Below are 26,353 nucleotides of genomic sequence, written 5' to 3' on the forward strand. Positions count from 1 at the left end.
TATAATGCTATCAGAACAATCTCAGTAAAAATATCAAATGTAATATTAAGATTATCAGATAACTTTTGGTAAAACTTATTGTAAAGGTAAATATAATATGTAATTCTATATCAGAATTTATTCCTTTAGGATAATTATAACAAAAAAACCACGTTATTAATACGTTCATTCACGTATTTTTGAATAAATAAACCGACGATTTTGTAGTATATGCTACGAAATATTGAAATTAAATAGAATCAACTTATATTGATGTTTTAACATCGAAATAATTAAACCCAAATATAGGGATTAAACTAATTTTTATGAATCTGACCAACAAAGGATTTACTGTGCTATTAGTACTTGGAAGTACTTTTTCTTTTGCACAACAATCAAAAATTTACACGTACGATCAAAAAGATTTTCATGAGGCTTTAGATTTATATAACAAAAAGCAGTACCAGGCTTCCCAAGTAATTTTCGAAAATGTAAAGAGAGCTACTACAGATGCAGAAACGGAAGCTAATGCTGCATATTATATTGCCAACGCTGGGATTCGCACCAATCAATTGGGAGCAGATAAGTTGATGGAAGACTTTGTGACTAATTATCCTACTTCAACAAAAAGAAATTCTGCTTATTTAGATGTTGCCGATTATTATTTTAATCAGGCTAAATATCCAAATGCTTTACATTGGTATGATCTTGCTGAAGATCAATCGATGAGTGCTTCTGAACGTGAAGAATTCAACTTTAAAAAGGGATATTCTTTGTTTGTGGCTAAAAAGTATGCGCCAGCTAGAGAGTATTTAGAGCGTGTTTCTGCTTCTCCAAAATACGGTTCTCAGGCGAAATATTATATGGGGTATATGGCGTACCAAGGAGATGATTACAATCAGGCGAATGAATATTTTGATCAAGTTTCTGGTAATCAAGAGTTGAATAAAAATTTATCTTACTACCAAGCTGATATGAATTTTAAGCTCGGAAACTTTGATAAAGCAATCACTTTAGGAAAAGAGCAATTAAATTCAGCAGATAGAAATGAACTTTCAGAATTAAATAAAATTATAGGGGAGAGTTATTTCAATAAAAAAGAATATGAGGCTGCCATTCCATATTTAAAAGAATATAAAGGAAAGAGTGGAAAGTGGAGTAACACCGATTTCTATTTACTAGGATATGCATATTACAAGCAAGGAGATTATGAGTTGGCAATCGGACAATTTAATAAGATTGTAGAGGGGAATAATTCGGTAGCTCAAAATGCATATTATCATTTGGGAGAATGTTATTTAGAGACTGATAAAAAGCAAGAGGCATTAAATGCATTTAGAAATGCTTCACAAATGGATTATGATGCTCAGATAAAAAAAGATGCCTTTTTAAATTATGCTCGTTTGAGTTATGAGATTGGGAATCCTTATCAGAGTGCTCCTTTGGTTCTTAGTAATTATCTAAATGAATATCCAAAGAGTGAAAATACACAAGAGATTCAAGAGCTTTTAGTAGATTCATATATTACATCTAAGAATTATGATGCTGCTTTAAAATTATTGGAAAGTAATAAGAATTACAGTACAAAAACGACCTATCAGAAAGTAGCCTTTTATAGAGGATTAGAACTTTATAATGAAGGGAATTATGATGAGGCGCAAGGGTATTTTGCTAAATCAGCAAAAGAACAACAAGATCCAGTTTTTACAGCGAGAGCAACTTTTTGGAATGGAGAAGTGTCTTATTTAAATGAAGAGTATGATGAGGCTATAATTAGCTTTAAGCAGTTTGATCAGAATGCAATGGCTGCGCAGACTCCAGAATTTAAAAACTTAGATTATAATTTAGCATATGCTTATTTCAAGCAAAAAGATTATAGTGAGGCTGCTAGTCATTTTAAATCTTTTATAGCTGCTGGTAATAAAGATGATGTAGAGCGAATAAAGGATAGTTATTTGCGAATGGGAGATAGTCAGTTTGCAGCTAGTCAATATTGGCCAGCGATGGAAGCTTATAATAAAGCGATAGAATTGGGAGGAGATCAAGCAGATTATGCACACTTCCAAAAAGCAATTAGCTATGGTTTTGTAGATAGAAATGAGAAGAAGATAAATGAATTAGAATCTTTTGTAAACGATTTTCCGAAATCTCCATTAAGAGATGATGCTTATTACGAGCTTGGAAATACATACATAAATGATAACCAAACACAAAAAGGAATCGATGCGTACGGGAAGCTAGCTTCCGAATATAGTATGAGTTCTTTTGTGCCGAAAGCAATCTTAAAAGAGGGACTTGTTTATTATAACAAAGGGGAAAACGAGAAAGCTTTAAGTCAGTTTAAAGCAGTTGTTAGTAAATACCCGAGAACTCCAGAATCTTTACAAGCCGTTTCTACAGCAAAACAAGTTTATGTAGATGAAGGTCGTGTAGGCGAATATGCTTCATGGGTAAAAGGATTAGATTTTGTAAATGTTACAGAAAGTGAGTTGGAGAGTGCTTCTTTTGAAGCTGCTGAGCGACAATATTTACAAGATAAAAATGCTGCTGCAGAGAAAGGTTTTGAAGCTTATCTAAATGAATTTCCGCAAGGAACGAACGCTTTAAAATCACATTTTTACTTAGCTCAGCTAAACTATAAAGAAGGAGATAAAGCAAAAGCGTTACCACATTATGAGTATGTGGTTAATGAGAAAAGAAATGAGTTTTCTGAAGAATCTTATGTAAGAGTAGGAGAGATATATTTAGATAATAAGAATTATAACAAAGCAATTACAGTTTTAAAGAAATTAGAGCAGGGAGCAGATTTTCAACAAAATATCATCTTTGCACAGTCTAATATCATGAAAGCTAGTTATGCATTGAAAAACTACCCGCAAACTATTTCTTATGCCGAAAAGGTATTGAATACACCAAAGGTAGACGATCGAATAAAAAGTGATGCTTATACCATGATTGCTCGTTCTGCAATTGCTACGGATGATGAAGTAAAAGCTAAAAAGGCTTATGCAGAAGTTCAAAAGATAGCTACAGGAGAGCTAGGAGCAGAGGCTTTGTATTATGATGCTTATTTTAAAAATAAAGAGGGAGATTATAAAGCTTCTAATGTTGCAGCGCAACGATTAGCAAAAGACTTTTCAGCATATAAAGAAACAGGAGCAAAAGGATTAATTATTATGGCTAAGAATTTCTTTGCCATGGATGATGCTTTTCAAGCAACCTATATTTTACAGAGTGTAATTGATAATTTCTCGCAGTATCCAGAAATTGTAAATGAGGCCAATACGGAACTCTCTATAATAAAAACTAAAGAGGCTCAGAGAAATTCTTCTGTTAATCCAAATCAAAATTAAGCTTGTTTTATGCAAACGAATCAATTAATAAGAGATAACGATATACCACGATATAAAATGCGCAAGAATTTAATACTAAGTGCACTACTCATATTATCTAGCAGCTATTTTGTAATGGCTCAGGAAAAAGAAAATAATAAAGAAGAGGAAGATATAGGAACTGAAGTGGTAAATGTGGTAAAACCATATACGCCAACTATTTCTGATGCTAATAAAATTCAGGAGAAACCATCCTTAAACGATTCTATTACAACAGCTACAAAAGATATTAATTATACTATTTTTTCTGTGCCGGTAGCTTCTACTTTTACACCTTCAAAAGGAAAGGCAACAGGACTCCAGAAAGCGGCAAGAGAGCGTTTATATAATTCCTATTTGTCTTTAGGATTGGGGAATTATAATACTGCAAAACTAGACTTTTACACGAGTCGTGATTTTAATAGAGATGAAAGCTTAGACTTAATGTTGAATCACCATTCTTCACAAGGAGGAATAGATGATGTAGCTTTAGATGATAAGTTTTACGATACTTCTTTGGAGGCATATTATAGAAAAAGAAACCGTTATATGAGCTGGGGTGTAAATGGAGGTTTTAAGCATCAAATTTACAATTGGTATGGTGTGCCAGCAGAAATTCAGGAGAGTGTTATTAGCGATATTGATGAAAAGCAAAGCTATTACACGGCTTTTGTAGGAGCGAATATGCAATTTGAAGATTCTTATTTTACTGGTGGAGAAGTGTATTACCGTCGTTTTTGGGATGGATTTAGTTCTGGAGAGAATAGAGCGGTTTTACAACCAAAATTTCAATTTCCAGTAGGAGAAGAGTTGATGAATTTAGATGTTGAAGTAGATTATGTAGGAGGGAGTTTTGATAGAGAATATGCTAATACAAATGATATAAATTACAGCAATGTTTTTGCAGGAGTAACTCCAAGTATTCAGATTTTATCTGATAAACTTACCTTGAATTTAGGGGCTTCTGTTGTTTATAATCAAGATATCGAAAATAGCGATGGCGATTTCTTTTTCTATCCAGAAGTAGATGTAGCTTATAATATAGTTGAAGAGTATGTGACTGCATATGGAGGAGTGAAAGGAGACTTGCAACAAAACTCGTATTACGATTATGCTCAAGAGAATCCTTATATCTCTCCAACAATAGATATAACACCAACGGACCAAAAGTATAATGGTTTCGCAGGGGTTAAGGGACGTTTTCTGCCAAATGTAGGTTACAACTTAAGAGGATCGTACATAAAAGAAAATGATAAAGGTTTGTATCGCTCTAATAGTTCTCATGGCTTAGATGATTCAGGAATCGTTAATAATGAAGGATATGCTTATGGAAATTCATTTGAAGTAATCTATGATGACGTTACCACTATTTCTGTATTTGGAGAGATTAATGTAGACGTAAACCGTAACCTTACAATGGGGATAAACGGAGAGTTTGCAGATTATAGTTCAGATGATGAAACTGAGGCATGGAATTTACCAGCTATTAAAGGTTCGTTGTTTGGAAATTATTCAAAAGGGAAATGGTCTGCTGGATTGAATGCTTTTTATGTAGGTGAGCGTAAAGACTTGGTCGGGAATATAACTTTACCTAGCAGTCAGGAGTTGTCTATAGAGAATTTAGATGGTTATTTCGATTTGAATGCTAATATTGGGTATGATATTACAGCTCAATGGTCGGCATTTATAAAAGCGAATAATATAACGGGTTCTCAATATAATAGATTGGTTAATTATCCGGTACAAGGATTTCAAATCTTAGCAGGTGCAGCCTATAAATTTGATTTGTAGGATACAGTTAAGAAGTTTGAAAGTAAAAAAGTTAAAAGTTAAAAGTTAAAAGTTAAAAGTTGAAAAGTAGGAAAGTAAGAAAGTAATAAGTTAATTAGGAAGTAGAATTAATTGTTACTGTCTTATATGAACTACGAATAAAATATAAAAGAGTTAAGGTGATTTATCTTAACTCTTTTTTTATGGGTGTTTTTATTGTTTAGAATACTCTTTAATGGCTGTATGTAAGTTTTTCGATAAATTATGTAGCCACTCTAATTGTTCAGAGATGATTCTAACTTCTTTTAGTCGTTCTCTAAGCTCGGCATTGATTTCTAGTAGTCCAGCATCAATTTCACTATTTCTTTGCTGAGATAAATCTCGAAATACTTGATTTAGATAATTTTTAGCTTCTTCTAGATTCAGATCATCTTCTTTTTGAATAGGTTTATTTTGAAGCATTCCGCCGCAATAATTCAACTCATTATCAATTGCCTTCATATAAGTGTCAAAATACATAGTAGCATCAGTAGTGTGATGAATCTGTATATAAGTTCCTAAAGATGCTGTAGCAGATAGTAAGGTGTTTTGAGTTACAACAATTTCGTATAGTTTATTTAAATTTTGTTGTTTCCATTTTGGCTCCTGTGTCATTCTTTGAAAACCAGCATGTAGATTTCCAATGGCTATAAAAGCATGTTTTCTAGATATTTTATAAGGCGTTTTAACGGTAGCTTTATCATGATATAAATTCTTAACCTCCTCTAAATATTTTTTATTTGTGAGTACAGCCTGCTGGATTAGATTGGTTATATTCTGACTTTCCCAAGCAGGCCATAAAACTAAGTTTGTAATACTAGCAAGCCCAGCTCCAATTAAGGTATCTATCATCCTGAATTTAATAATTGTAATAGCGTCTGGAGACAGCATTGCATATACAAAGATGATAGTAAGTGTAATAAAAGTAGCTGAGGCTTTATAATTTTGCTGAATAAAGGTGAAAGATAATGTCATTGTTATAAAAGTTATAGCAATGTACACAGTCTGATTGTCGGTAAGCAATACAATTCCACCTGCGATGGCTCCTCCAATTAATGTACCTACAATACGTTGCCTAGATCGGTCTTTTGTAAGAACATATCCAGGTCTCATAATAACAATTATGGTAAGTAAAATCCAATAGGCATGTTGTAGAGAAAAAATGCTTCCAATAGCATATCCCGCTAGAACAGTAACTACCAAACGAAGTGAGTGTTTAAAAATGGGAGATTTTAAAGTGAAATTTTCAAGCAATATCTTATAGCTATAATCTTGACTCGTAATAAACTTAAGGCGTTCGTTTCTTTTTAAAATTGAAATTTCATTGGTAACATTATCCTTTACAACTTTTTTAATTGTATTTATTTTTTGAGACTGACGTTCGGTATAATCGTATAGGTTTCTCAGAATTAATATCTCCTCTCTATTTTTTTTGAGATCGATATTCAGTTTTAAATTTTCTATAGACTGGTGGGAAGTAGCTAATAAATCTTGAATTTCAGTATCATCAGGAATCTCTTTCCCTAATGATATGTATTCTGAGATCTGTTGAAGCCTATTTGCAACCAGTTCCATTGTAGATGCTATCTGTATGGCTACTTTTTTAAAGGCATCACTGCTATTGTCAAATTTTTTGTAATTAAGGGGGTTTGCTACTGCAAACTCTAAAATATCGATAAGCTCTATAAAAACTAAGAGTTGTTGTCTCCTAGATTTTCTGGAGCCAGATCGTTGCCGCTGACTTAAAAGTAGTGCTCTTAAAGTTTCATGTTTCTCATTGAGTTCATTTTGTAAACTCAGTTGTTTATTTAATGCATTCTCTCTGTCTATTGCAGAAAGTAGTGCTACACGAGTACTAAGATATTCCGCAGTAAGCTGCATGCATTCAATAATAAGTTCTTCACTATACTGCTTGGTTCTAGTGTTTTCAAAAATCAAGGAAATTAATAAATACCAGAGTCCACCACCGATAATATAAAAGGCGTTATAAAAAATATCAATACCAGTAAGCGGATGCGCAAAACTTAATGCAACAGCAAGGAGTCCAGAAAAAGCAATTAAAGAAGCTCTAAAACCATATACGGAAATATAAGAATTTACAAAAACTAAAATAGCAAGAGTAGGGATAAGTAGATATGGGTATGGTATCGTTAAATGTATCGTTATATAGCTAATTACAGCTAAGGATAATGAAATTAATATTCCGTAGATATGGTGCTTTTTATTCCCGGGAATATCACTCGAAGATGCAAGAAGTACACCAAAAGCAGCGCCAGCTCCAATTGTCATATTCAAATAAAAGTAGCAAAAAGCAATAGCACTAAAAGCCGCAGTGGATATTAGTAATCCTTTGGTGAAATTATAGCTTTTTAAAAATTGTGTAATTCTTTGTATCATTCATTTACTTCTGTTTTACAAAGGTACATTATTAGTTTTATGTGTATTAATCTTCTAATCTCACATTTTAATAAGCTCTTGGCGCTATTCTTATGTTAGAAACACCCATATTATAAAATACATTTTATCTTTGTTTCAAATAAACCATTAATAATCTCACTTATGAAAAACCTATTTTTATTAAGCGCATTTTTAATATTGATTTCTTGTGCTAAGAGCGAAACTGTAGATTTAGTAGTTTTAAATGCTAATGTTTATACTGTTGATAGTGCGATGTCGAAAGCTGAAGCATTTGCTATTGATAACGGGAAATTTGTTGCTGTTGGAACTTCAGAAGAGATTTCAAAAAAATATACTTCTGATCTTATTATGGACTTTGAAGGAGAACCAGTTTATCCAGGGTTTATAGACGCACATTGTCATTTTTATGGTTTAGGGTTACAAGAGCAAAATGTAGATTTAGTTGGCACCGAAAGTTATGATGAGGTTTTAGAGCGTATCCAGCAGTTTCAAAATGAACGTCATTTAGATTTTATTATAGGAAGAGGATGGGATCAAAACGATTGGGAAGTAAAAGAGTTTCCAACCAAAGAAGAATTAGATCTTATTTTTCCTGAAACGCCTGTAGTTTTATCTCGAATAGATGGTCATGCTTATTTAGTGAATCAGAAAGCATTGGATTTAGCTGGTATTACAGCAGAAACTGTGGTTGATGGTGGTGAGATAGTAATTGAAAATGGAGAGGTTACAGGTGTTTTAATAGATAATCCAATGAGTCTTGTGGATAAGATACTTCCAGAAATCACAACAAGTGTAGCGACTAAAGCTTTACAAGATGCTCAAGAAATTTGTTTTGATTATGGATTAACAACCGTTAATGATGCCGGACTTGATAAAGAAACAATTTTACTTATCGATAGTTTACAGAAGTCTGGTGCTATAGATATGAGAGTGTATGCAATGATAAGTAATACAAAAGAAAATGTAGATTACTTTTTAGATCGAGGAATTTTAAAAACAGATAAGTTGGATGTGCGCTCTGTAAAAGCATATGCCGATGGCGCTTTGGGATCTCGTGGAGCTGCTATGAAATCCCCTTATTCTGATAAACATAATCATTTTGGAGCAATGGTAACTCCAGTTGATCAAATATATAGTCTTGCTGAAAGATTGTCTAAAACAGACTTTCAATTGAATACACATGCAATTGGAGATTCTGCAAATGTTGTGGTGCTTAGAGCGTATGAGAAAGTATTAGCTGATAAAAAAGATAAACGTTGGAAAGTAGAGCATGCTCAAATTGTAGATGAAAAGGATTTCGATTATTTCTCTAATAATATAATTCCTTCTGTACAGCCAACACACGCTACTAGCGATATGTATTGGGCAGAAGATAGAGTAGGTTCGGAAAGGATTAAGGGGGCGTATGCTTATAAAAAATTATTAGATAAAGCTGGAACGATAGCATTAGGAACAGATTTTCCAGTAGAAAGAGTAAGTACATTTTTAACTTTTTATGCTGCGGTGGCTAGAAAAGATACAAAGGGATATCCAAAGGGAGGTTTTCAGATTAAAGATGCTTTAAGTCGTGAAGAGGCTTTAAAAGGAATGACAATTTGGGCTGCATATTCTAACTTTGAAGAGGATGAAAAGGGAAGTATAGAAGTAGGGAAGTTTGCAGATTTTATAGTTTTAAATAAAGATATAATGGAAGTTCCTGAAAGTGACATTCCAAATCTAAAAGTGAATAGAACCTTTGTAGGGGGAAAACAAGTGAAATAATTTTCTATATTTAAGACTCCTATTAGAAGTACTTATGTTTAGAAAATTCATTGTTTTTATTGTTGTTATCTCTTTTGCCTCCTGTTATCATGCTTCCTATAATACGAGTTTAGGCTCTAAAGGAGCTCTCGATTTTTCTCAAGGAAGATGGGTATTAAATGACGCTACATGTGAAAATTGTGATAATGATGCGTTGGAAGAGGCGTTAATGGGTTTTCTTAAAGATTGTGCTAAGGATGCTATAGTAGATGTTCATCAAGAGCGACAAAAAAATCTTATAACATCAAAGATTCCATTTGAACCTAGCGAAAAGGAGTTAAAATTATTACATGAAGGAACAGATGCTTCTTACCTAATTACTGTTGAAGGAAAAGTAATAAAAAGTGAATTTACAGGAATGGGCTATGAGAACGATAATCCTTTAGCTGATGATGATAATATTGCTGAGGTGTCTATTGCTTTTTATGATTTAAAAACTCAAACACAGATTCATTATATAAATACAAGGGGGTCTGTTTCTATTTCAAAAGATGAAGATGATGATGATCCAGACTTTGTTTTCGCTCCTACTTCCTATAAAATATTGACAAAATCGATGAAGAAGAATATTAAAAAACTTAAGAAAAACTGTAAATGTAAATGAGTTTAGTAACTTAGTGTATGTTATTTTCTTATTCACAAATAAAAAAACACCCCTGAAGTAATATCCTCAGGGGTGTTTTTAGATAACTCAAGGAGTTATTGTTATTTTATAGTAAAAGGAACTTCTACACGTGCCTTATCCCATCCCATAATTAAATTAGCGCCAGTATCTGTATTGCTAAAAGTGATAGAAAAAGATTCTAAAGACTCGTCACCTTTTCCAGCAGGAACGTTTAGACGAGCAACATCGTTTGCTTCATTGTAAGAATAAGCACCCCATACATCAGTGTCTTTGCTAATAATGATTGTCCATTCTGTTTTTCCTGGAATTGTAAATAAACTATAAGTTCCAGCAGCAATTTGCGTGTCACCTAAAGCAACGTCTTGGAAAAATTTAATTTCTGTAGCTTCATTAGCTCCAGTTCTCCAAACATCTCCGTATGGAGCTAAATCTATCCCAACAACTCTTCCTTTTAATTGAGGTCTTCCGTAAACAACCTTAATAATTGGAGGGGCCTTTTTATCAGCTTTAAAATAGGCAATATCAGCAGGACTTTTGTCTAGTCCGCTAAATTTCTGTGCTTCAACTTGTGTTGTGAATGATAATGCGGCTATGAATAACATAGCGAAAATAGTTTTTTTCATGTTTAATTTTTAATGATTAAAGCTAATAAGTTATTTGTAATCTTACATAAGTATAGTATAGTAAAATTACGAGAACTTACAAATTTTAATGAAAAAGCTTCATTTTTTTTAAATAAAATTTTAAATTCGATCATAATCATGCTTTTTAGTTGATATATGTAAGTCATAATGCTTTATTCATTTGTAATTTGAAACCAGTATTGCATATTTGTCTTATAAATAATCAGAAATAAAAAAATCAATATATAGTTATGTGTGGAATTGTTTGTGCATTCGATTTAAAAGAAAAGGCGGAAGACTTAAGGCCTCAGTTATTAGAAATGTCTAAAAGAGTACGTCATAGAGGTCCAGATTGGAGTGGGATTTATAGTGACGAAAAAGCTATTTTAACGCATGAGCGTTTAGCAATTGTAGATCCAGCTTCTGGAACTCAGCCTTTAATTAGCGATGATGGTAAGCTTATTTTAGCTGCAAACGGAGAAATATATAACCATAGAGATCTTCGTAAGCAGTTTGAAGGGAAATATAACTTCAAGACAGAATCAGATTGTGAGGTAATCTTAGCGTTATACAAAGAAAAGGGAGCCGACTTTATAGATGAAATGAATGGAATTTTTGGATTTGCTATTTATGACGTTGAAAAAGATGAGTATTTTGTTGCTCGTGATCATATGGGGATTATTCCACTTTATATTGGATGGGATAAAAATGGTACTTTTTATGTAGCTTCAGAATTGAAAGCGTTGGAAGGTGTGTGTAGTAAAATTCAGCTTTTTCCTCCAGGGCATTATTTGCATAGTTCTGATGGAGAGTTTAAAAAATGGTATGTTAGAGATTGGACAGAATATGATGCTGTAAAGGAAAATGAAACAAGCATTCAAGAAGTAAAAGATGCATTAGAGGCAGCGGTTCACAGACAATTAATGTCAGACGTGCCATACGGTGTACTTCTTTCTGGAGGATTAGACTCTTCTGTTACTTCTGCTATAGCTAAGAAATATGCTGAAAAAAGAATAGAATCTGATGACACTTCTGAAGCATGGTGGCCAAGACTTCATTCTTTTTCTGTAGGATTAGAAGGATCTCCAGATTTGGCTGCTGCTCAAAAAGTAGCAGATCACATAGGAACAGTGCATCATGAAATTAAGTTTACAATTCAAGAAGGATTGGATGCTATTAAAGATGTAGTTTACAACTTAGAAACATACGATATTACAACCATTAGAGCTTCCACTCCTATGTACTTAATGGCTAGAGTGATTAAGTCTATGGGGATAAAAATGGTATTGTCTGGAGAAGGTGCAGATGAGTTATTTGGAGGATATTTATACTTCCATAAAGCTCCAAATGCACAAGAGTTTCATGAAGAAACGGTTAGAAAGCTTAGTAAGTTACATATGTACGATTGTTTACGTGCAAATAAATCTTTAGCTGCATGGGGTATTGAAGGACGTGTGCCATTCTTAGATAAAGAATTTATGGATGTAGCTATGCGTATTAACCCACAAGACAAAATGATTAACGGAGAGCGTATGGAGAAATGGGTTGTTCGTAAGGCTTTTGAAGATTATCTACCGGAAAGTGTTGCTTGGAGACAAAAAGAACAGTTTTCTGATGGAGTAGGATATAGTTGGATTGATACTTTAAAAGAAGTTGTAAATGCAGAAGTTAGCGATGAGCAATTAGCAAATGCTAAATTCCGTTTCCCAATTCAAACTCCAACTTCTAAAGAAGAGTTTTATTACAGGTCTATTTTTGCTGAACACTTCCCGTCGGATGCAGCAGCACTTTGTGTGCCTCAAGAAGCATCGGTAGCTTGTAGTACTCAGATTGCTTTAGAGTGGGATGAAGCTTTTAAAAACATGAACGATCCTTCTGGAAGAGCGGTAGCAAAAGTTCACGCAGATGCCTACCAAAAGTAGAAAATAGTCGTTTGTTTAAATTATAAAAACAACAAAACCTCTTGTTTAAGAGGTTTTGTTGTTTTTTGAGTTTTTAGGAAATGTTAAAATCCGAATAAATGCATTCTAAACTAATTTTAAGAGCTTCTAAGAGCTTTTTTAAGTAATCAACAATTGTTGATAATTTTAACTGCTTTATGCTTAAAAGCTTTTAAAACAGGCTTAATTTTCGTATATTTGTGAGTATTCAAAAAGATGCACCTAGTGCATTTTTTTATGTATAAATGTTTCAAAAATAAGTATTAATATAAGAGATTTAAGAGACTAGCTTCTTTGCTTGTTTTTTAGGTTTTTCAATTAATTTAGAAAGGATAATTTTATGAGCGAAGAAATTAAAAAGAACAATTATTCGGCGGATAGTATCCAGGCGCTAGAAGGAATGGAGCATGTTCGTATGCGTCCATCGATGTATATTGGAGATGTAGGAGTAAGAGGTTTGCATCATTTGGTATATGAAGTTGTAGATAACTCTATTGATGAAGCTTTAGCTGGACATTGTGATACGATACGTGTTGTTATAAATGAAGATAATTCTGTTACTGTTGAGGATAACGGTCGTGGGATTCCTGTAGATATTCACAAAAAAGAAGGAATTTCAGCATTAGAGGTTGTAATGACTAAGATTGGTGCTGGAGGTAAGTTCGATAAAGATTCTTATAAAGTTTCTGGGGGACTTCACGGAGTTGGGGTTTCTTGTGTAAATGCGCTTTCTGAAAGTTTAAAAGCTACGGTTTATAGAGAAGGTGTTATCTGGGAACAAGAATATGAGAGAGGAAAATCATTATATCCAGTTAAGTCTGTAGGTGATACAGAGCTTAGAGGAACAATGGTTACTTTTAAGCCAGATCCAACAATCTTTAAGCAGACATTAGAATATAGTTACGATACTTTAGCGGGTCGTATGCGTGAACTTTCTTTTTTGAATAAAGGAATTACTATCACGTTAACAGATATGCGTGTTAAAGGAGAAGATGGAGAGCCTATATTTGAGAAATTTCATTCGGAAGAAGGTCTTAAAGAATTTATAAAGTTCTTAGACGGTACTCGTGAGTCGCTAATTAGTGATGTGATCTCTATGGAAGGGGAGAAGAATGATATTCCTGTTGAAGTAGCGATGGTTTATAACACTTCTTTTAGCGAAAACTTACATTCGTATGTAAATAATATTAATACTCATGAAGGAGGAACGCATTTATCTGGTTTTAGACGTGGTTTAACTACAACGTTAAAAAAATATGCGGATGCTTCAGGGTTATTAGATAAATTAAAGTTTGAGATTTCTGGGGATGACTTCCGAGAAGGACTAACGGCAATTGTTTCTGTTAAAGTTGCAGAGCCTCAATTTGAAGGACAAACGAAAACAAAATTAGGTAACAGAGATGTTACATCTGCTGTATCTCAGGCTGTTTCAGAAATGCTAGAGAATTATTTAGAGGAGCATCCAGACGATGCTAAAATAATAGTTCAGAAAGTAATTCTTGCAGCACATGCTAGACACGCAGCTCGTAAAGCTCGTGAGATGGTGCAGCGTAAAACTGTAATGAGTGGTGGTGGACTTCCAGGGAAACTATCAGATTGTTCAGAACAGGATGCAGAGAAATGTGAAGTATTCCTTGTCGAGGGAGATTCGGCGGGTGGAACTGCTAAACAAGGTCGTGATAGAAATTTCCAAGCTATTCTGCCTCTTCGTGGTAAGATTTTAAATGTTGAAAAAGCAATGCAACATAAGGTTTTCGAAAACGAAGAGATTAGAAACATATATACAGCTCTTGGGGTTACTATTGGTACGGAAGAAGATAGTAAAGCTTTAAATCTTGATAAACTACGTTACCATAAAGTAGTGATTATGTGTGATGCCGATGTCGATGGTTCGCATATTGCTACTTTAATTCTAACATTCTTCTTTAGATATATGAGAGAATTGGTAGAAAGAGGATATGTATATATTGCTACGCCTCCATTATATTTAGTTAAAAAAGGAGCTAAGAAAGCATATGCTTGGAGTGATAAAGAACGAGATGAGTTGGCTCAGCAATACGGAGGTAGCGCAGGGATTCAACGTTATAAAGGTCTTGGGGAGATGAATGCGGAGCAATTGTGGGATACTACAATGAATCCAGAGTTTAGAACTTTGCGTCAAGTAACTATAGATAGCGGTACAGAAGCAGATCGTGTATTCTCCATGTTAATGGGAGATGAGGTTCCGCCACGTAGAGAGTTTATAGAGAAGAATGCAGTTTATGCAAATATTGATGCCTAACTAAAGGTATAGATTAGATATAAAAAAAGTGCTGCCCTTTAAAAGGACAGCACTTTTTTTTTGGATTGTATGTGCTTAATGATTTTCATGTTTTTGATGGTCTCCATGCATGTCGTGTTCACTGCTTGTGTGTCCGTACATTTGATTCCAGACATCGTCTGGGTTGTCAACAAAAACATAAGCATGTGTCATCCATCCAAAAACAACTGGCAAGAAACGGCCTTGATATTTTGAGCATTCAGAAGCTGTTGTAACTTTGCTTGTAGGTCCGTAAACAGGAGATCCGTCAGGAAATGTTTTCTTCCATTGTTCTCCATCCCAAATAGGTTTAGGGACGCATACATTTTTATGTAAATGCCATTGCGTTACAGAAAGAGGAGCTCTTTCGTTCATTTCTTTTTCTGATGCATCAACAGGAGCAGTTATCATAGCGCCGATAAGCTTCCATCCATTGCCATCTCTTTCGTATAAAATAGATCCAGGCTTTTCAGAATTGAATTTTTTATTTTCTTTAGCTGAAAATTTTCTATTTACAAGATGAACAATATTCATATCAGCAGGAGGTTCAGGAGGGAAAAATTCATATCCATCAGACTTGGCAACCTCTATATCTTTGTATTTAGTAATATTTTTTTTGATTACTCTAGCCAAGCTATCTGCTCTTTCTTGATCTCCATCTTTAGGAGGCATAATTGCTGTCATTGCCATGTGCGGATCGTTTGGCATTGGCATTAAAAGGTGATTTACTTTAATATCGGAATCTGGAGCAGAAATTGCATTTACAACAACTTTATCTATTGTAGAAGCGCAGCTGAGTAAACTAATAAAACTGATTGCAATCAGAATGTTTTTAAATGTGGTTGTTTTCATATAATTGGGTTTTATTTCTATAGTCTAAAAAGGTTTTGATATATTTTCAATTATTGTGCCAATAACCTTTTTAGCTTTCTAATAAATTACAGATATCCAAAATTTGTGTTCTTTTTATAACATATTTAATATTTTTCAAAGCTACTTGTTGTGTTAAAATTAGTAGCTTTGTGTTTTCAATAGAATCGTTTAAATAAATAATATATAAAAATATGAAAGTTACAGTTGTAGGAGCAGGAGCAGTAGGTGCTAGCTGCGCAGAGTACATCGCAATTAAAGATTTTGCATCAGAAGTAGTAATATTAGATATTAAAGAAGGTTTTGCTGAAGGTAAAGCAATGGATTTAATGCAAACAGCTTCTTTGAATGGTTTCGATACTAAGATTACTGGTACTACTGGTGATTATAGTAAAACTGCAGATTCTGATATCGCAGTAATTACTAGTGGTATTCCTCGTAAACCAGGAATGACTCGTGAAGAGCTTATCGGAATTAATGCAGGGATCGTAAAAGACGTTTCTAGTAATTTGATTAAGCATTCTCCAAATGTAACTATCATTGTAGTAAGTAATCCAATGGATACAATGACATATTTAGTTCATAAAACAACTGGACTTCCAAAGAATAAAATTATCGGAATGGGTGGTGCTTTAGATAGCGCACGTTTTAAATACCGTTTAGCAGAAGCTTTAGGAGCTCCTATTTCTGATGTTGATGGAATGGTAATTGGAGGACACAGTGATACTGGAATGCTTCCTTTAACGCGTATGGCAACTAGAAATAGTGTAGCTGTTAGCGAATTTTTGTCAGAAGAGCGTTTAGAGCAAGTAAAAGAAGATACTAAAGTTGGTGGAGCTACATTGACTAAATTATTAGGGACAAGTGCTTGGTATGCTCCTGGTGCAGCGGTATCTGGACTTGTACAAGCAATTGCATGCGACCAGAAAAAAATGTTTCCTTGTTCAACTTTATTGAACGGAGAATACGGGTTGTCTGATATCTGTATTGGAGTTCCTGTAATTTTAGGGAAAGATGGAATCGAAAAGATTGTTGAAATAGAACTATCTGATGCTGAGAAGACTAAAATGCAAGAAAGTGCAGATGGAGTTAGAAAAACAAATGGACTTTTAGAGCTATAAAAAGCTAATAATTCGATTAGATATTGAAAAATCCTACAAATATTTTTTTGTAGGATTTTTTTGTGCTTTAAATCTTCAAAAAAATAATTGTCAGTTCATAACGTAAACGCTATATTTGTCCGTTTTTAAAATTGACCATTAAATAAATTTAGAATGCAGAATAAAGGACTTATTAGGCTGTTTGCTATTTTGTTTGGTATTGTAAGTATTTATCAACTTTCTTTTACTTTTGTTGCAAATAAGGTAGATGATGAAGCTGAAACTTACGCGTTAAACAAGATTTCAGATGCAGAAGAGAACTACGTAGCGAAGCGAGAAGCCGAAGAATCTAGGTATTTAGACTCCCTAGGAAATGAAGAGGTATTTAGCCTTGGATTTGCTGATTTTACCTACAATGAGGTAAAAGAAAAAGAATTAAACAAAGGACTTGACCTTAAAGGTGGTATCAATGTTATTCTTCAAATATCTGTAAAAGATATCTTGAAAGGATTAGCGAACGATACTAAAGACCCTGTTTTTAACAAAGCGTTGGCGCAAGCAGATGAGGCTTCAAAAAATAGTCAAGATGATTATGTTGACTTATTCTTTGCTGAATTTGAAAAGGCTAGTGCTGGTTCTACAAAATTAGCATCTCCAGATATTTTTGCTAATAAATCGTTGAGCGAAGAGATCAACTTCCAAATGACAGATGATCAAGTTCAGCCAATTATTAGAAGAAAAATTGATGAGTCGATTGTATCTGCATTCGAAGTATTGCGTAAGCGTATCGATAAGTTTGGAGTTACACAACCAAACATTCAGCGTTTAGGTACTTCTGGACGTATTTTGGTAGAATTACCAGGGGCTAAAGATGTAAATAGAGTACAGAATTTACTTCAAAGTACAGCACAATTAGAGTTCTGGGAAACTTATAAAGCAGACCAAGTAGCTCCTTTCTTAATTGCTGCTAATAATACTTTAAAAGATATTGTTGTTACTGATAAAAAGGATGATGTTAAAGAAGAAGCTACTTCTGAAATCGATTCTTTATTGTCTGATGCAAATCAAGATTCTTTAGATGTTGCAAACCAAGTGAATCCACTTTTCGATCTTATCGTTAGTGGTGGAGGGCAAGGTTCTCCAGTAGTTGCAATGGTTGCTACTAAAGATACTGCAAAATTCGATGAGTATTTAAAAATGCCTCAAGTTAGGCAACAACTTCCTAATAACTTACAATATGTGAAATTCGCATGGGGGATTCCTCCTAAAGATACACAGGTTGTAGAATTATATGCGTTGAAAGCTAATCGTGAGAACATTCCAGATATGAGCGGAGATGTTATTACAGATGCTTCTCAAGCTTATGATATGGCAGGAAGACCAGCAGTTTCTATGCAGATGAATTCTCGTGGAGCTAAAATCTGGGAAGAACTTACAGGAAAAGCATTTAGAGAGCAAGGTAATATTGCTATTGTTTTAGATAATATTGTTTACTCTGCACCAGGAGTATCTAAGGGAGCAATTTCTGGAGGTAGTTCTGAGATTTCTGGAAACTTTACGTTAGAAGAAGCAGACGATTTAGCGAATGTACTTAGAGCTGGTAAATTACCTGCTTCTGCAGACATTATCCAGTCGGAGGTTGTAGGACCATCATTAGGACAAGAAGCTATTAGTAGTGGTATGTTCTCTTTCATCGTAGCAATGGTATTAGTATTGTTATGGATGTTACTATATTATGGTAAAGCTGGTATTTTTGCAGACATCGCACTTGTATTTAATATTATTTTAATATTTGGTGTGCTTGCAGGATTAGGTGCAGTTCTTACATTACCTGGTATTGCCGGTATCGTTTTAACAATCGGTATGTCGGTGGATGCCAACGTAATTATATTTGAGCGTATTAAAGAAGAGTTACGTGCAGGAAAAGGACAAATGCAAGCAATTGCAGATGGATTTAGTAATGCATTGTCTTCTATTTTAGATGCAAATATTACAACAGGATTAACAGCTATTATCTTATTATTGTTCGGAACAGGACCTATCCAAGGTTTTGCAACTACTTTAATAATAGGTATCGCAACTTCTTTATTTACTGCAATCTTTGTTACTAGATTATTAGTAGAATGGAATGTAAAAGGAGGTAAGAATCCATTAACATTTACAACTTCTATAACTAGATCTTTACCTAAGAATCCAAATTTCGATTTCTTAGCAAAAAGAAAGAAAGCTTATATTATATCTGCCATCTTAATTATAATTAGTTTAGGTTCTTTATTGACTAAAGGACTTGAAGGTGGTGTGGATTTTGTTGGAGGACGTTCGTACCAAGTACGTTTTGTAAATCCAGTGAATCCTTCTGATATAGCTAATGATCTTAATGACGTATTTGGAAACACAGAGGTGAAAACTTTTGGAGATGCAAATCAGGTTAAGATTACTACAAAATATAAAGTTGATGAAGAAGGAACTGCTGTTGACATAGAGATTCAAAAAGGTCTTTATGAAGCAGTTAAAAAGTACCTTCCAGAAGGTATTACTTATGAAGACTTTTCTAAAGGTAGTGGAGAGGACAAAATTGGAATCTTACAGTCTATAAAAGTAGGTCCAACAATTGCAGATGATATTAAGAAAAATGCAGTTTGGGCTATTATAGGATCTCTTGCAGTTGTATTCTTATACATCTTATTACGTTTCCGTAAATGGCAATTCTCATTAGGAGCTGTAGTTGCAGTTTTCCATGATGTTTTAATAGTATTAGGGATCTTCTCTCTTACATCTAGCATCATGCCATTTAATATGGAAATCGATCAAGCTTTTATAGCGGCGATCTTAACGGTGATTGGTTACTCGTTAAATGATACCGTGATTGTATTTGACCGTATTAGAGAGGTGGTTAGAGAAAAAGGATGGAGAGGCGGACACAATGCTAATGAAGCATTGAACAGCACTTTAAGTAGAACCTTGAATACCTCTTTAACTACATTAGTAGTGTTATTATCAATATTTATCTTCGGTGGAGAATCTTTAAGAGGGTTTATGTTCGCCATGATTGTTGGTATTGCTGTAGGTACATATTCATCATTATTTATTGCAACACCAGTTATGTTTGACACTTTAAAGAAAAAAGGTGATAAAATAACTGAATAGTTATAAAATATATAATTTCTTAAAAGGGCTACCTATTTCGGGTAGCTCTTTTTTTTTGTAATAAGGATTGCAGCGGGTAGCTTTTGCTATTTCTTTCTGCTATTACCCCTTTTTAACCTTGATTTAGCTTGTTTTACTGACTTCTCCTTTAGTTTCTTTGTAATAGCAAATACTACGAGCGGAAAGCTTGGTATCTTCTTTTTTCTAGAAGATAATTACCCTAATCATTTTTATAACAATTTTTATAGAAGCTGTTTTTAAAGAATATCTTTTCTATTTAAATATTATGTAGCTTTACACCGATATAAGTTCTTTACATATCGATCAATCTAATTGCGGTTTTACTTTTACGTAGATTAATAGGGAATTGTGTGAAAATCACAAGCTGTCGCGCAACTGTAAGTAACAAACCAGTTTTTATCAATAAATCCACTGTCTAACGATGGGAAGGAGGTAGAAATGTTACAAGCCAGGAGACCTGCCGAAATTAAAATGATGCTGCTTTCGCGACCTGAAGCAATATTCAAGAATTGATAGTTTTTACACCTTATTTTTAATTTGGTGTATGCTGCTATTGAATTTTGTTTTAGTCCGTAAGCGCCTTGTAAAGGATCAAGAGTGTTTAATAGATTAAAAACAAAAAAATGATCACACAAAATTTAGGGTACCCGCGAATAGGTGCTAAAAGAGAGCTTAAAAAAGCTTGTGAAAACTATTGGTCTGGAAAGACTGATGTTGATTCGCTGTTGGAAGAAGGAAAGCGTCTTCGAGCAGAAAATTGGAAACTTCAAAAGGAGGTCGGTATAGATCTTATCCCTGTAAACGACTTTTCGTTTTACGATCAAGTATTAGATATGTCTTTGGCTTTAGGAGCCATTCCGCCACGTTATTCTGAGGTTCTTTTGGAAGAGGATAATCAATTGGATCTTTACTTTGCCATGGCTCGTGGCTATCAGAAAAATGGTTTTGATATTACTGCCATGGAAATGACTAAGTGGTTCGACACCAATTATCACTATATAGTTCCAGAGTTTTATAAGAATCAAGAATTTCAATATACTTCTACAAAGGCGGTTCAAGAATATAAAGAAGCTATAGCATTGGGAGTGGAAGCTAAGCCTGTTTTAATAGGTCCTGTATCTTATCTGCTGTTTGGGAAGGAAAAGGAAGAAGGCTTCCATCGTTTGGATTTAATAGATCGATTGCTTCCTGTTTACTGTGCAATTATTGCTGAATTACAGGATAATGGTGCTAAAAATATTCAGTTGGATGAGCCGTTTCTTGTGATGGATTTAAATGAAAAGGAACGCAAAGCTTTTCAATCTGTTTATGCAACTTTAGCTGAAAGATTTCCAGAAATATCTTTTTTTCTGACTAGCTATTTTGGTTCACTCGGAGATAATTTAAATTGGGTTTTAGAGCTTCCTGTGGCCGTTCTTCATCTTGATCTTACAAGAGGAGGTAACGAAGTGGTTTCTTCGTTAGAAAGCGCCCCAAGTAGTTTAAGATTCTCTTTGGGAATTGTTGATGGACGAAATATTTGGAAAAATGATTTTGAAGCTTCTTTGTTGTTGCTAAATGAGGCAAAAGAAAAAGTAGGTGAAAATAGGTTGATACTTGCTCCTTCTTGTTCGTTATTGCATACTCCATTTGATCTCGATAATGAGACAGATGAGACTACATTGCCTTTAGAGGTTAAAAATTGGATGGCTTTTGCCAAGCAAAAGATCAAAGAGTTGAAAGTGATTTCGAATTTGGCTTCTGGAGTTAATAGTGATGCAAATAAAAAGGCTTTGGAGGAGAATAAAAAAGCGATGATTTCCAAAAAGGAATCTAAGTTAATCCACAAAGAAAAGGTGCAGTATGCGGTTAGTAATATTACCCCTTCTCAGAGTAAACGAAATAGTAAGTTTACGGATCGGCAGATTTTGCAGCAAGAGAGTTTAAGGCTTCCTTTGTTGCCAACAACAACTATAGGTTCTTTTCCGCAAACAAAAGAAGTGCGATTACTGAGATCTAAACTTAAAAATGCTTCATTATCTCAAGACGAATATAACGATGCTATTACTACGGAAATTAAAAAAGCTATAAAATGGCAGGAGGAGATCGGTTTGGATGTATTGGTACATGGCGAGTTTGAGCGTAACGATATGGTTGAATATTTTGGGGAGCAGCTAGATGGTTTTGCTTTTACAAAATTTGGCTGGGTGCAGAGTTATGGATCTAGAGCGGTAAAACCGCCAATTATATACGGAGATGTAGATAGGTTAGAGCCAATGACAGTTGCTTGGACAGCATATGCGCAAGAATTAACAGATTTACCTGTAAAAGGGATGTTAACGGGACCTGTAACCATTTTACAATGGTCTTTTGTGAGAAATGATCAGTCTAGAGAAGAAACTACGAATCAGATTGCGCTTGCAATTCGAAAAGAGGTGGTTGATTTGGAAGCTGCTGGAATTAAAATTATTCAGATAGATGAGCCTGCAATACGTGAGGGGCTTCCTTTGCGAAGAGCAGATTGGAAGGGGTATTTAGATTGGGCAATTAAGGCCTTTAGAATTACTGCTTCTGGGGTAAAAGATGCAACTCAAATACATACGCATATGTGTTATTCTGAATTCAATGATATCATAGAAAGTATTGCAGATATGGATGCTGATGTGATTACGATTGAGACTTCTCGCTCTCAAATGGATTTATTAGATGCATTTGTAGATTTTGAATATCCTAATGAAATTGGGCCAGGGGTTTATGATATTCATTCTCCAAGGGTTCCTAATGCTGAGGAAATGGAAAATCTGATTAAGAAGGCAGCCGATTTATTGCCTATAAAAAATATTTGGGTAAATCCTGACTGTGGATTGAAAACAAGAGGGTGGAAGGAAACTAATGATGCTTTGGTGGCCATGGTAAGTGCCGCTAAATCGTTACGAGAAAAGTTTCAAGTGGAAGTTTCGTAGCTTCTGTAAGTGATTAAATTATCATGCTGAGCTTATCGAAGGATTTATGCAAAACCTTCGGTAGGCTTAAGCTGATAATAGTTTTATTATATTTTTTGAAAGCTTATGCGGTCTCCTTCAGTAAGTTTCCAGCTATCTGCCGTACCTCCGTTGAGTTCTAATACATATTGAGCAGGAAGTTTAGACGGAAGTGATGATTCGTTCATTGGATGTGCATTTTTTACCATGCTAACAATCTTTAAATCACTATTTATATAGATAATATCTAAAGAAATTTCAGTGTTTTTCATGTAGAAACTACGTGGTTCTTCGTTTTTAAATATAAAAAGCATTCCCTGTTTTTCTTCCATGGAAGAGCGATACATAAGTCCCGTTTGACGCTCATATTCGTTGTCTGCAATCTCAATATCAATTCCGTCTTTTATAAGCGTATCCCCTTTATAAATAGATAATTCTCCTTCTTTAGTGAAAGAAACCTCTTCTGTTTTTATTTCTTTTTGAGAAGAATTTGTGTTGCAACTAACTAACGATAAGCACAAAAAAACAAAAGCTAATAAAAGGCGAATTAAAAAGTTGATCATGATACTTTTTTTGACGGTTTAAAGAAAAACATAAGGTAAAACCCAAGAAGAACAAAAGGAATACTAAGCCATTGACCTGTGGAGAATACGCCAAGAACCGATTCGAATCCACCTTGAGATTTTTTATAGAATTCTGCAATGAAGCGAACTGTCCAAGTTAATACCAACCACATTCCAAACATATATCCTAACTTGTCTTTCTTATCGGTTTTCCAATACGTGAAAAACAAAATAATAAATACGAATACGTATCCAAAAGCTTCATATAATTGGGCTGGGTGCCTTGGAAAAGATTCTCCTAATTGCTTAAAAATTACACCGTAATCAGTTCCTGTTGGCTTCCCTACGATTTCTGAATTAAAGAAGTTCCCTAATCGCACAAAAACGCCTCCAATAGCTACAGGAATCGTTATTCTGTCTAGAATCCATAGCATTGGTTTTTTTATCACTTTTTTGCTGTATAAATACATAGCGATGATAACACCAATAGCTGCACCGTGACTAGCAAGCCCTCGGAAACCAGTAAACTCAAATGTTGGACTAAATTGGAATGGTAAGATAATGCTAAGTGGATCTTCTAAAAACATACTTGGCTCATAGAAAATAAAATGCCCTAATCGAGCGCCAATAAGTACAGAAAGAACCATATAAATAAACAGAGAATCTAGCGCTTCTTCCGACTGGTTTTCGTTTTTGTATATCTTTTGCATTAAGAACCATCCTAATGTAAAAGCAATAACAAACATTAAACTATAATAGCGTAATTGGAAAAAACCAAGGTCTAAAAGAACCCCGTTAGGATCCCAAGTGATACTTAAAAAGTGCATTCTCGTTTATTTTGAGGTAAATATAACTAATTGATGTTTTATGGTAAAGATAAATTTTAGGAATAAACGCAAAGTTTTGTTAAAGGAAAATAGCAGAGCAGTTTCAATTCTTTTGTTACGGTACTGGGTCGTAACCAGAGCTTCCCCATGGGCCGCAACTAAGAATCCTTTTAGCAGAAAGCCAGCCGCCTTTAAAAAGACCGTGTTTTTTTAGTGCTTCTAGCGTATATTGAGAGCATGTTGGCGAATATCGACAAGTAGCAGGAGTAAATGGCGATATTGCCGCTTGATAAAAGCGAACTAAAAAAATAAAAGGAGCTATGAGTATTTTTTTTAGCAATTTGTTTTTTTAAAGTATAAAAGTTTGAAAGTTAATAAGATGTATTGAATCAGCTTAAAATATTAAAGTTTACAATGTTTTGAATGCTAGACTACAAATTTTATTTTTAAAGCCTAAAGCCTAAAGCCTAAAGCCTAAAGCCTAAAGCCTAAGAATTAGTTTAGACTAAAAGTTGTTCCGTCTTTACCATCTTTTAATTCAACTCCCAAAGCAGCCAATTGATCTCTGATTTTATCTGATGTGGCAAAGTCTTTATTAGCTCTTGCTTCTGCACGTAACTGAATTAATAGCTCTACAGTTCCAGTTAACTTATCTGAAGAATTGTCTTGAGCATTTCTCTCGTCTTGCAGTCCTAGAACATCAAAAACAAACGCATGCATGGTTTCTTTGATCGTAGCTAAGTCTTCTTTGGTAATAGAAGCCTTTTCTTCTTTAATTAAGTTCACCTGCTTTACAGCTTCAAATAGGTTTGCTATTAAAATCGGACTATTAAAATCGTCATTCATAGCACTATAACAGCTATTTTTCCAAGCGCTAACATCAAAAGTAGATGTGTTTGCAGTTGGTAAACTTTCTAATGCGCGTATGGCATCCATCAATCTATTAAATCCTTTTTCAGAAGCTAAAAGAGCCTCGTTGCTAAAGTCTAAAATACTACGGTAATTAGCCTGTAGCATGAAAAATCGGGTTACTGATGGCGTAAAAGCTTTGTCTAAAATATCGTTATTACCTGTAAATATTTCATTTGGTAAAATATTATTACCAGTAGATTTAGCCATTTTCTTCCCGTTTAGTGTAAGTAAATTGGCATGCATCCAATAATTAACAGGACTTTTTCCTTTAGAGGCTTCCGCTTGAGCTATTTCACATTCGTGGTGAGGAAATTTTAAATCCATTCCGCCTCCATGAATATCAAAATGTTCTCCCAAATATTTGGTGCTCATTGTAGTACATTCTAAATGCCAACCAGGGAAACCATCACTCCAAGGAGAAGGCCAACGCATAATGTGTTGTGGTTCTGCTTTTTTCCAAAGTGCAAAATCTTGTGGATTTTTCTTTTCAGACTGTCCAGCAGTTTCTCTTGTATTGTGAATTAGGTCTTCAACTTTACGTTTGCTCAGTTTCCCATATTCATTTGTTTCATTAAATTTTAAAACATCAAAATATACAGAACCATTCACTACATAAGCAAAGCCATTATCTATAATTTCATTAATTACCTCAATTTGTTCAATAATATGCCCAGTAGCAGTCGGCTCGATGCTAGGAGGGAGGTTATTAAATTTATTAAGGGTGTTATGGAAATCTACCGTATAACGTTGCACGACTTCCATAGGTTCAATTTGTTCTAACCTCGCCTTTTTTGCAATTCTATCTTCTCCAACATCTGCATCATTCTCTAGGTGCCCAGCATCAGTGATATTTCTTACGTAGCGTATTTTATATCCAAGGTGCTTAAGGTATCTAAAAACAAGGTCAAAAGACATAAAAGTTCTTACATTACCGAGGTGTACATTACTGTAAACGGTAGGTCCACAAACATACATTCCAACATAGCCCTCTGTAATTGGTTTAAATACTTCTTTTTCTCCTGTAATCGAATTATAAATTTTTAATTCGTTGGTTTGATATAGTTGCATTGTTGTTTTAATGATTTTTTT

16 protein-coding genes and 1 riboswitch are annotated in these 26,353 nt (G+C 34.2%); of the genes, 9 read left to right on the top strand and 7 right to left on the bottom strand.

All coding sequences use genetic code 11. The features are described from left to right. The first annotated feature begins 305 nt into the window (after positions 1-305). Entirely contained in the window at positions 306-3,332 is a 3,027-nt protein-coding gene (locus ACN0TY_RS12010; protein ID WP_417444699.1) for a tetratricopeptide repeat protein, read from the top strand. 57 nt (positions 3,333-3,389) lie between these two features. Further along, on the top strand, positions 3,390-5,141 hold the full coding sequence (locus ACN0TY_RS12015; protein ID WP_417444700.1) for a TonB-dependent receptor: 1,752 nt from the start codon (positions 3,390-3,392) through the stop codon (positions 5,139-5,141). Between the two features lie 192 nt (positions 5,142-5,333). Here ACN0TY_RS12015 and ACN0TY_RS12020 read toward each other — a convergent pair whose 3' ends face one another. Next, complete coding sequence (locus ACN0TY_RS12020) at positions 5,334-7,556, bottom strand: FUSC family membrane protein (protein WP_417444701.1); 2,223 nt, start codon at positions 7,554-7,556, stop codon at positions 5,334-5,336. Between the two features lie 162 nt (positions 7,557-7,718). On the opposite strand from ACN0TY_RS12020, the gene ACN0TY_RS12025 reads away from it, so the two are divergent. Continuing rightward, positions 7,719-9,338 carry an amidohydrolase gene (locus tag ACN0TY_RS12025; protein WP_417444702.1) on the top strand — a complete coding sequence of 540 codons (1,620 nt, stop codon included), beginning with the start codon at positions 7,719-7,721 and terminating at the stop codon, positions 9,336-9,338. A gap of 34 nt (positions 9,339-9,372) precedes the next feature. Continuing rightward, a complete protein-coding gene (locus ACN0TY_RS12030; protein ID WP_417444703.1) occupies positions 9,373-9,981 on the top strand; it encodes a hypothetical protein in 609 nt (202 codons plus the stop codon). Between the two features lie 101 nt (positions 9,982-10,082). Here the strand turns inward: ACN0TY_RS12030 and ACN0TY_RS12035 are convergent, their stop codons facing one another. Beyond that, on the bottom strand, positions 10,083-10,625 hold the full coding sequence (locus tag ACN0TY_RS12035; protein WP_236959911.1) for a DUF2911 domain-containing protein: 543 nt from the start codon (positions 10,623-10,625) through the stop codon (positions 10,083-10,085). A 251-nt stretch (positions 10,626-10,876) separates the two neighbouring features. On the opposite strand from ACN0TY_RS12035, the gene asnB reads away from it, so the two are divergent. Further along, positions 10,877-12,547, top strand: a complete 1,671-nt coding sequence (gene asnB, locus ACN0TY_RS12040) for an asparagine synthase B (protein WP_236959910.1) — start codon at positions 10,877-10,879, stop codon at positions 12,545-12,547. Between the two features lie 358 nt (positions 12,548-12,905). Further along, the gene (gene gyrB, locus ACN0TY_RS12045) at positions 12,906-14,846 is read left to right on the top strand and encodes a DNA topoisomerase (ATP-hydrolyzing) subunit B (RefSeq protein WP_417444704.1); all 1,941 of its coding nucleotides are present in this window, start codon (positions 12,906-12,908) and stop codon (positions 14,844-14,846) included. A 75-nt stretch (positions 14,847-14,921) separates the two neighbouring features. Here gyrB and ACN0TY_RS12050 read toward each other — a convergent pair whose 3' ends face one another. After that, a complete protein-coding gene (locus ACN0TY_RS12050; RefSeq protein ID WP_417444705.1) occupies positions 14,922-15,716 on the bottom strand; it encodes a hypothetical protein in 795 nt (264 codons plus the stop codon). Between the two features lie 212 nt (positions 15,717-15,928). Between ACN0TY_RS12050 and ACN0TY_RS12055 the strand changes: the two genes are divergently transcribed. The 3 genes from ACN0TY_RS12055 (at position 15,929) to metE (ending at position 22,944) form a co-directional block, all read left to right on the top strand. After that, on the top strand, positions 15,929-16,855 hold the full coding sequence (locus ACN0TY_RS12055; protein WP_417444706.1) for a malate dehydrogenase: 927 nt from the start codon (positions 15,929-15,931) through the stop codon (positions 16,853-16,855). A 153-nt stretch (positions 16,856-17,008) separates the two neighbouring features. Beyond that, positions 17,009-19,981: a protein translocase subunit SecDF gene (gene secDF, locus ACN0TY_RS12060; protein WP_417444707.1), complete on the top strand. Its 2,973-nt coding sequence runs from the start codon at positions 17,009-17,011 to the stop codon at positions 19,979-19,981. A gap of 319 nt (positions 19,982-20,300) precedes the next feature. Then, a riboswitch (cobalamin riboswitch) is annotated at positions 20,301-20,482 on the top strand. Positions 20,483-20,625: 143 nt separating this feature from the next. After that, entirely contained in the window at positions 20,626-22,944 is a 2,319-nt protein-coding gene (gene metE / locus ACN0TY_RS12065; protein WP_417444708.1) for a 5-methyltetrahydropteroyltriglutamate--homocysteine S-methyltransferase, read from the top strand. Positions 22,945-23,030: 86 nt separating this feature from the next. Here the strand turns inward: metE and ACN0TY_RS12070 are convergent, their stop codons facing one another. The 4 genes from ACN0TY_RS12070 to cysS all read right to left on the bottom strand — a co-directional run bounded on the left by ACN0TY_RS12070 (position 23,031) and on the right by cysS (position 26,332). After that, complete coding sequence (locus tag ACN0TY_RS12070; RefSeq protein ID WP_417444709.1) at positions 23,031-23,525, bottom strand: DUF192 domain-containing protein; 495 nt, start codon at positions 23,523-23,525, stop codon at positions 23,031-23,033. After that, positions 23,522-24,352: a prolipoprotein diacylglyceryl transferase gene (lgt, locus tag ACN0TY_RS12075; protein ID WP_236959903.1), complete on the bottom strand. Its 831-nt coding sequence runs from the start codon at positions 24,350-24,352 to the stop codon at positions 23,522-23,524. The genes ACN0TY_RS12070 and lgt overlap by 4 nt, the downstream gene beginning before the upstream one ends. Positions 24,353-24,467: 115 nt before the next feature. Next, positions 24,468-24,692, bottom strand: coding sequence for a membrane protein insertion efficiency factor YidD (yidD, locus tag ACN0TY_RS12080; protein ID WP_236959902.1), 225 nt, complete (start codon positions 24,690-24,692; stop codon positions 24,468-24,470). A gap of 155 nt (positions 24,693-24,847) precedes the next feature. After that, a complete protein-coding gene (gene cysS / locus ACN0TY_RS12085; RefSeq protein ID WP_236959901.1) occupies positions 24,848-26,332 on the bottom strand; it encodes a cysteine--tRNA ligase in 1,485 nt (494 codons plus the stop codon). Positions 26,333-26,353 lie beyond the last annotated feature (21 nt).

It is taken from the genome of Joostella sp. (genome assembly GCF_048266025.1).
In the GTDB taxonomy this organism is placed as follows: Bacteria; Bacteroidota; Bacteroidia; order Flavobacteriales; family Flavobacteriaceae; genus Galbibacter; species Galbibacter atrarenae.

Coding starts and splice junctions, on each gene's coding strand:
- ACN0TY_RS12010 (WP_417444699.1), top strand. CDS start 306: ATGAATCTGACCAACAAAGGATTTACTGTGCTATTAGTACTTGGAAGT.
- ACN0TY_RS12015 (WP_417444700.1), top strand. CDS start 3,390: ATGCGCAAGAATTTAATACTAAGTGCACTACTCATATTATCTAGCAGC.
- ACN0TY_RS12020 (WP_417444701.1), bottom strand. CDS start 7,556: ATGATACAAAGAATTACACAATTTTTAAAAAGCTATAATTTCACCAAA.
- ACN0TY_RS12025 (WP_417444702.1), top strand. CDS start 7,719: ATGAAAAACCTATTTTTATTAAGCGCATTTTTAATATTGATTTCTTGT.
- ACN0TY_RS12030 (WP_417444703.1), top strand. CDS start 9,373: ATGTTTAGAAAATTCATTGTTTTTATTGTTGTTATCTCTTTTGCCTCC.
- ACN0TY_RS12035 (WP_236959911.1), bottom strand. CDS start 10,625: ATGAAAAAAACTATTTTCGCTATGTTATTCATAGCCGCATTATCATTC.
- asnB (WP_236959910.1), top strand. CDS start 10,877: ATGTGTGGAATTGTTTGTGCATTCGATTTAAAAGAAAAGGCGGAAGAC.
- gyrB (WP_417444704.1), top strand. CDS start 12,906: ATGAGCGAAGAAATTAAAAAGAACAATTATTCGGCGGATAGTATCCAG.
- ACN0TY_RS12050 (WP_417444705.1), bottom strand. CDS start 15,716: ATGAAAACAACCACATTTAAAAACATTCTGATTGCAATCAGTTTTATT.
- ACN0TY_RS12055 (WP_417444706.1), top strand. CDS start 15,929: ATGAAAGTTACAGTTGTAGGAGCAGGAGCAGTAGGTGCTAGCTGCGCA.
- secDF (WP_417444707.1), top strand. CDS start 17,009: ATGCAGAATAAAGGACTTATTAGGCTGTTTGCTATTTTGTTTGGTATT.
- metE (WP_417444708.1), top strand. CDS start 20,626: ATGATCACACAAAATTTAGGGTACCCGCGAATAGGTGCTAAAAGAGAG.
- ACN0TY_RS12070 (WP_417444709.1), bottom strand. CDS start 23,525: ATGATCAACTTTTTAATTCGCCTTTTATTAGCTTTTGTTTTTTTGTGC.
- lgt (WP_236959903.1), bottom strand. CDS start 24,352: ATGCACTTTTTAAGTATCACTTGGGATCCTAACGGGGTTCTTTTAGAC.
- cysS (WP_236959901.1), bottom strand. CDS start 26,332: ATGCAACTATATCAAACCAACGAATTAAAAATTTATAATTCGATTACA.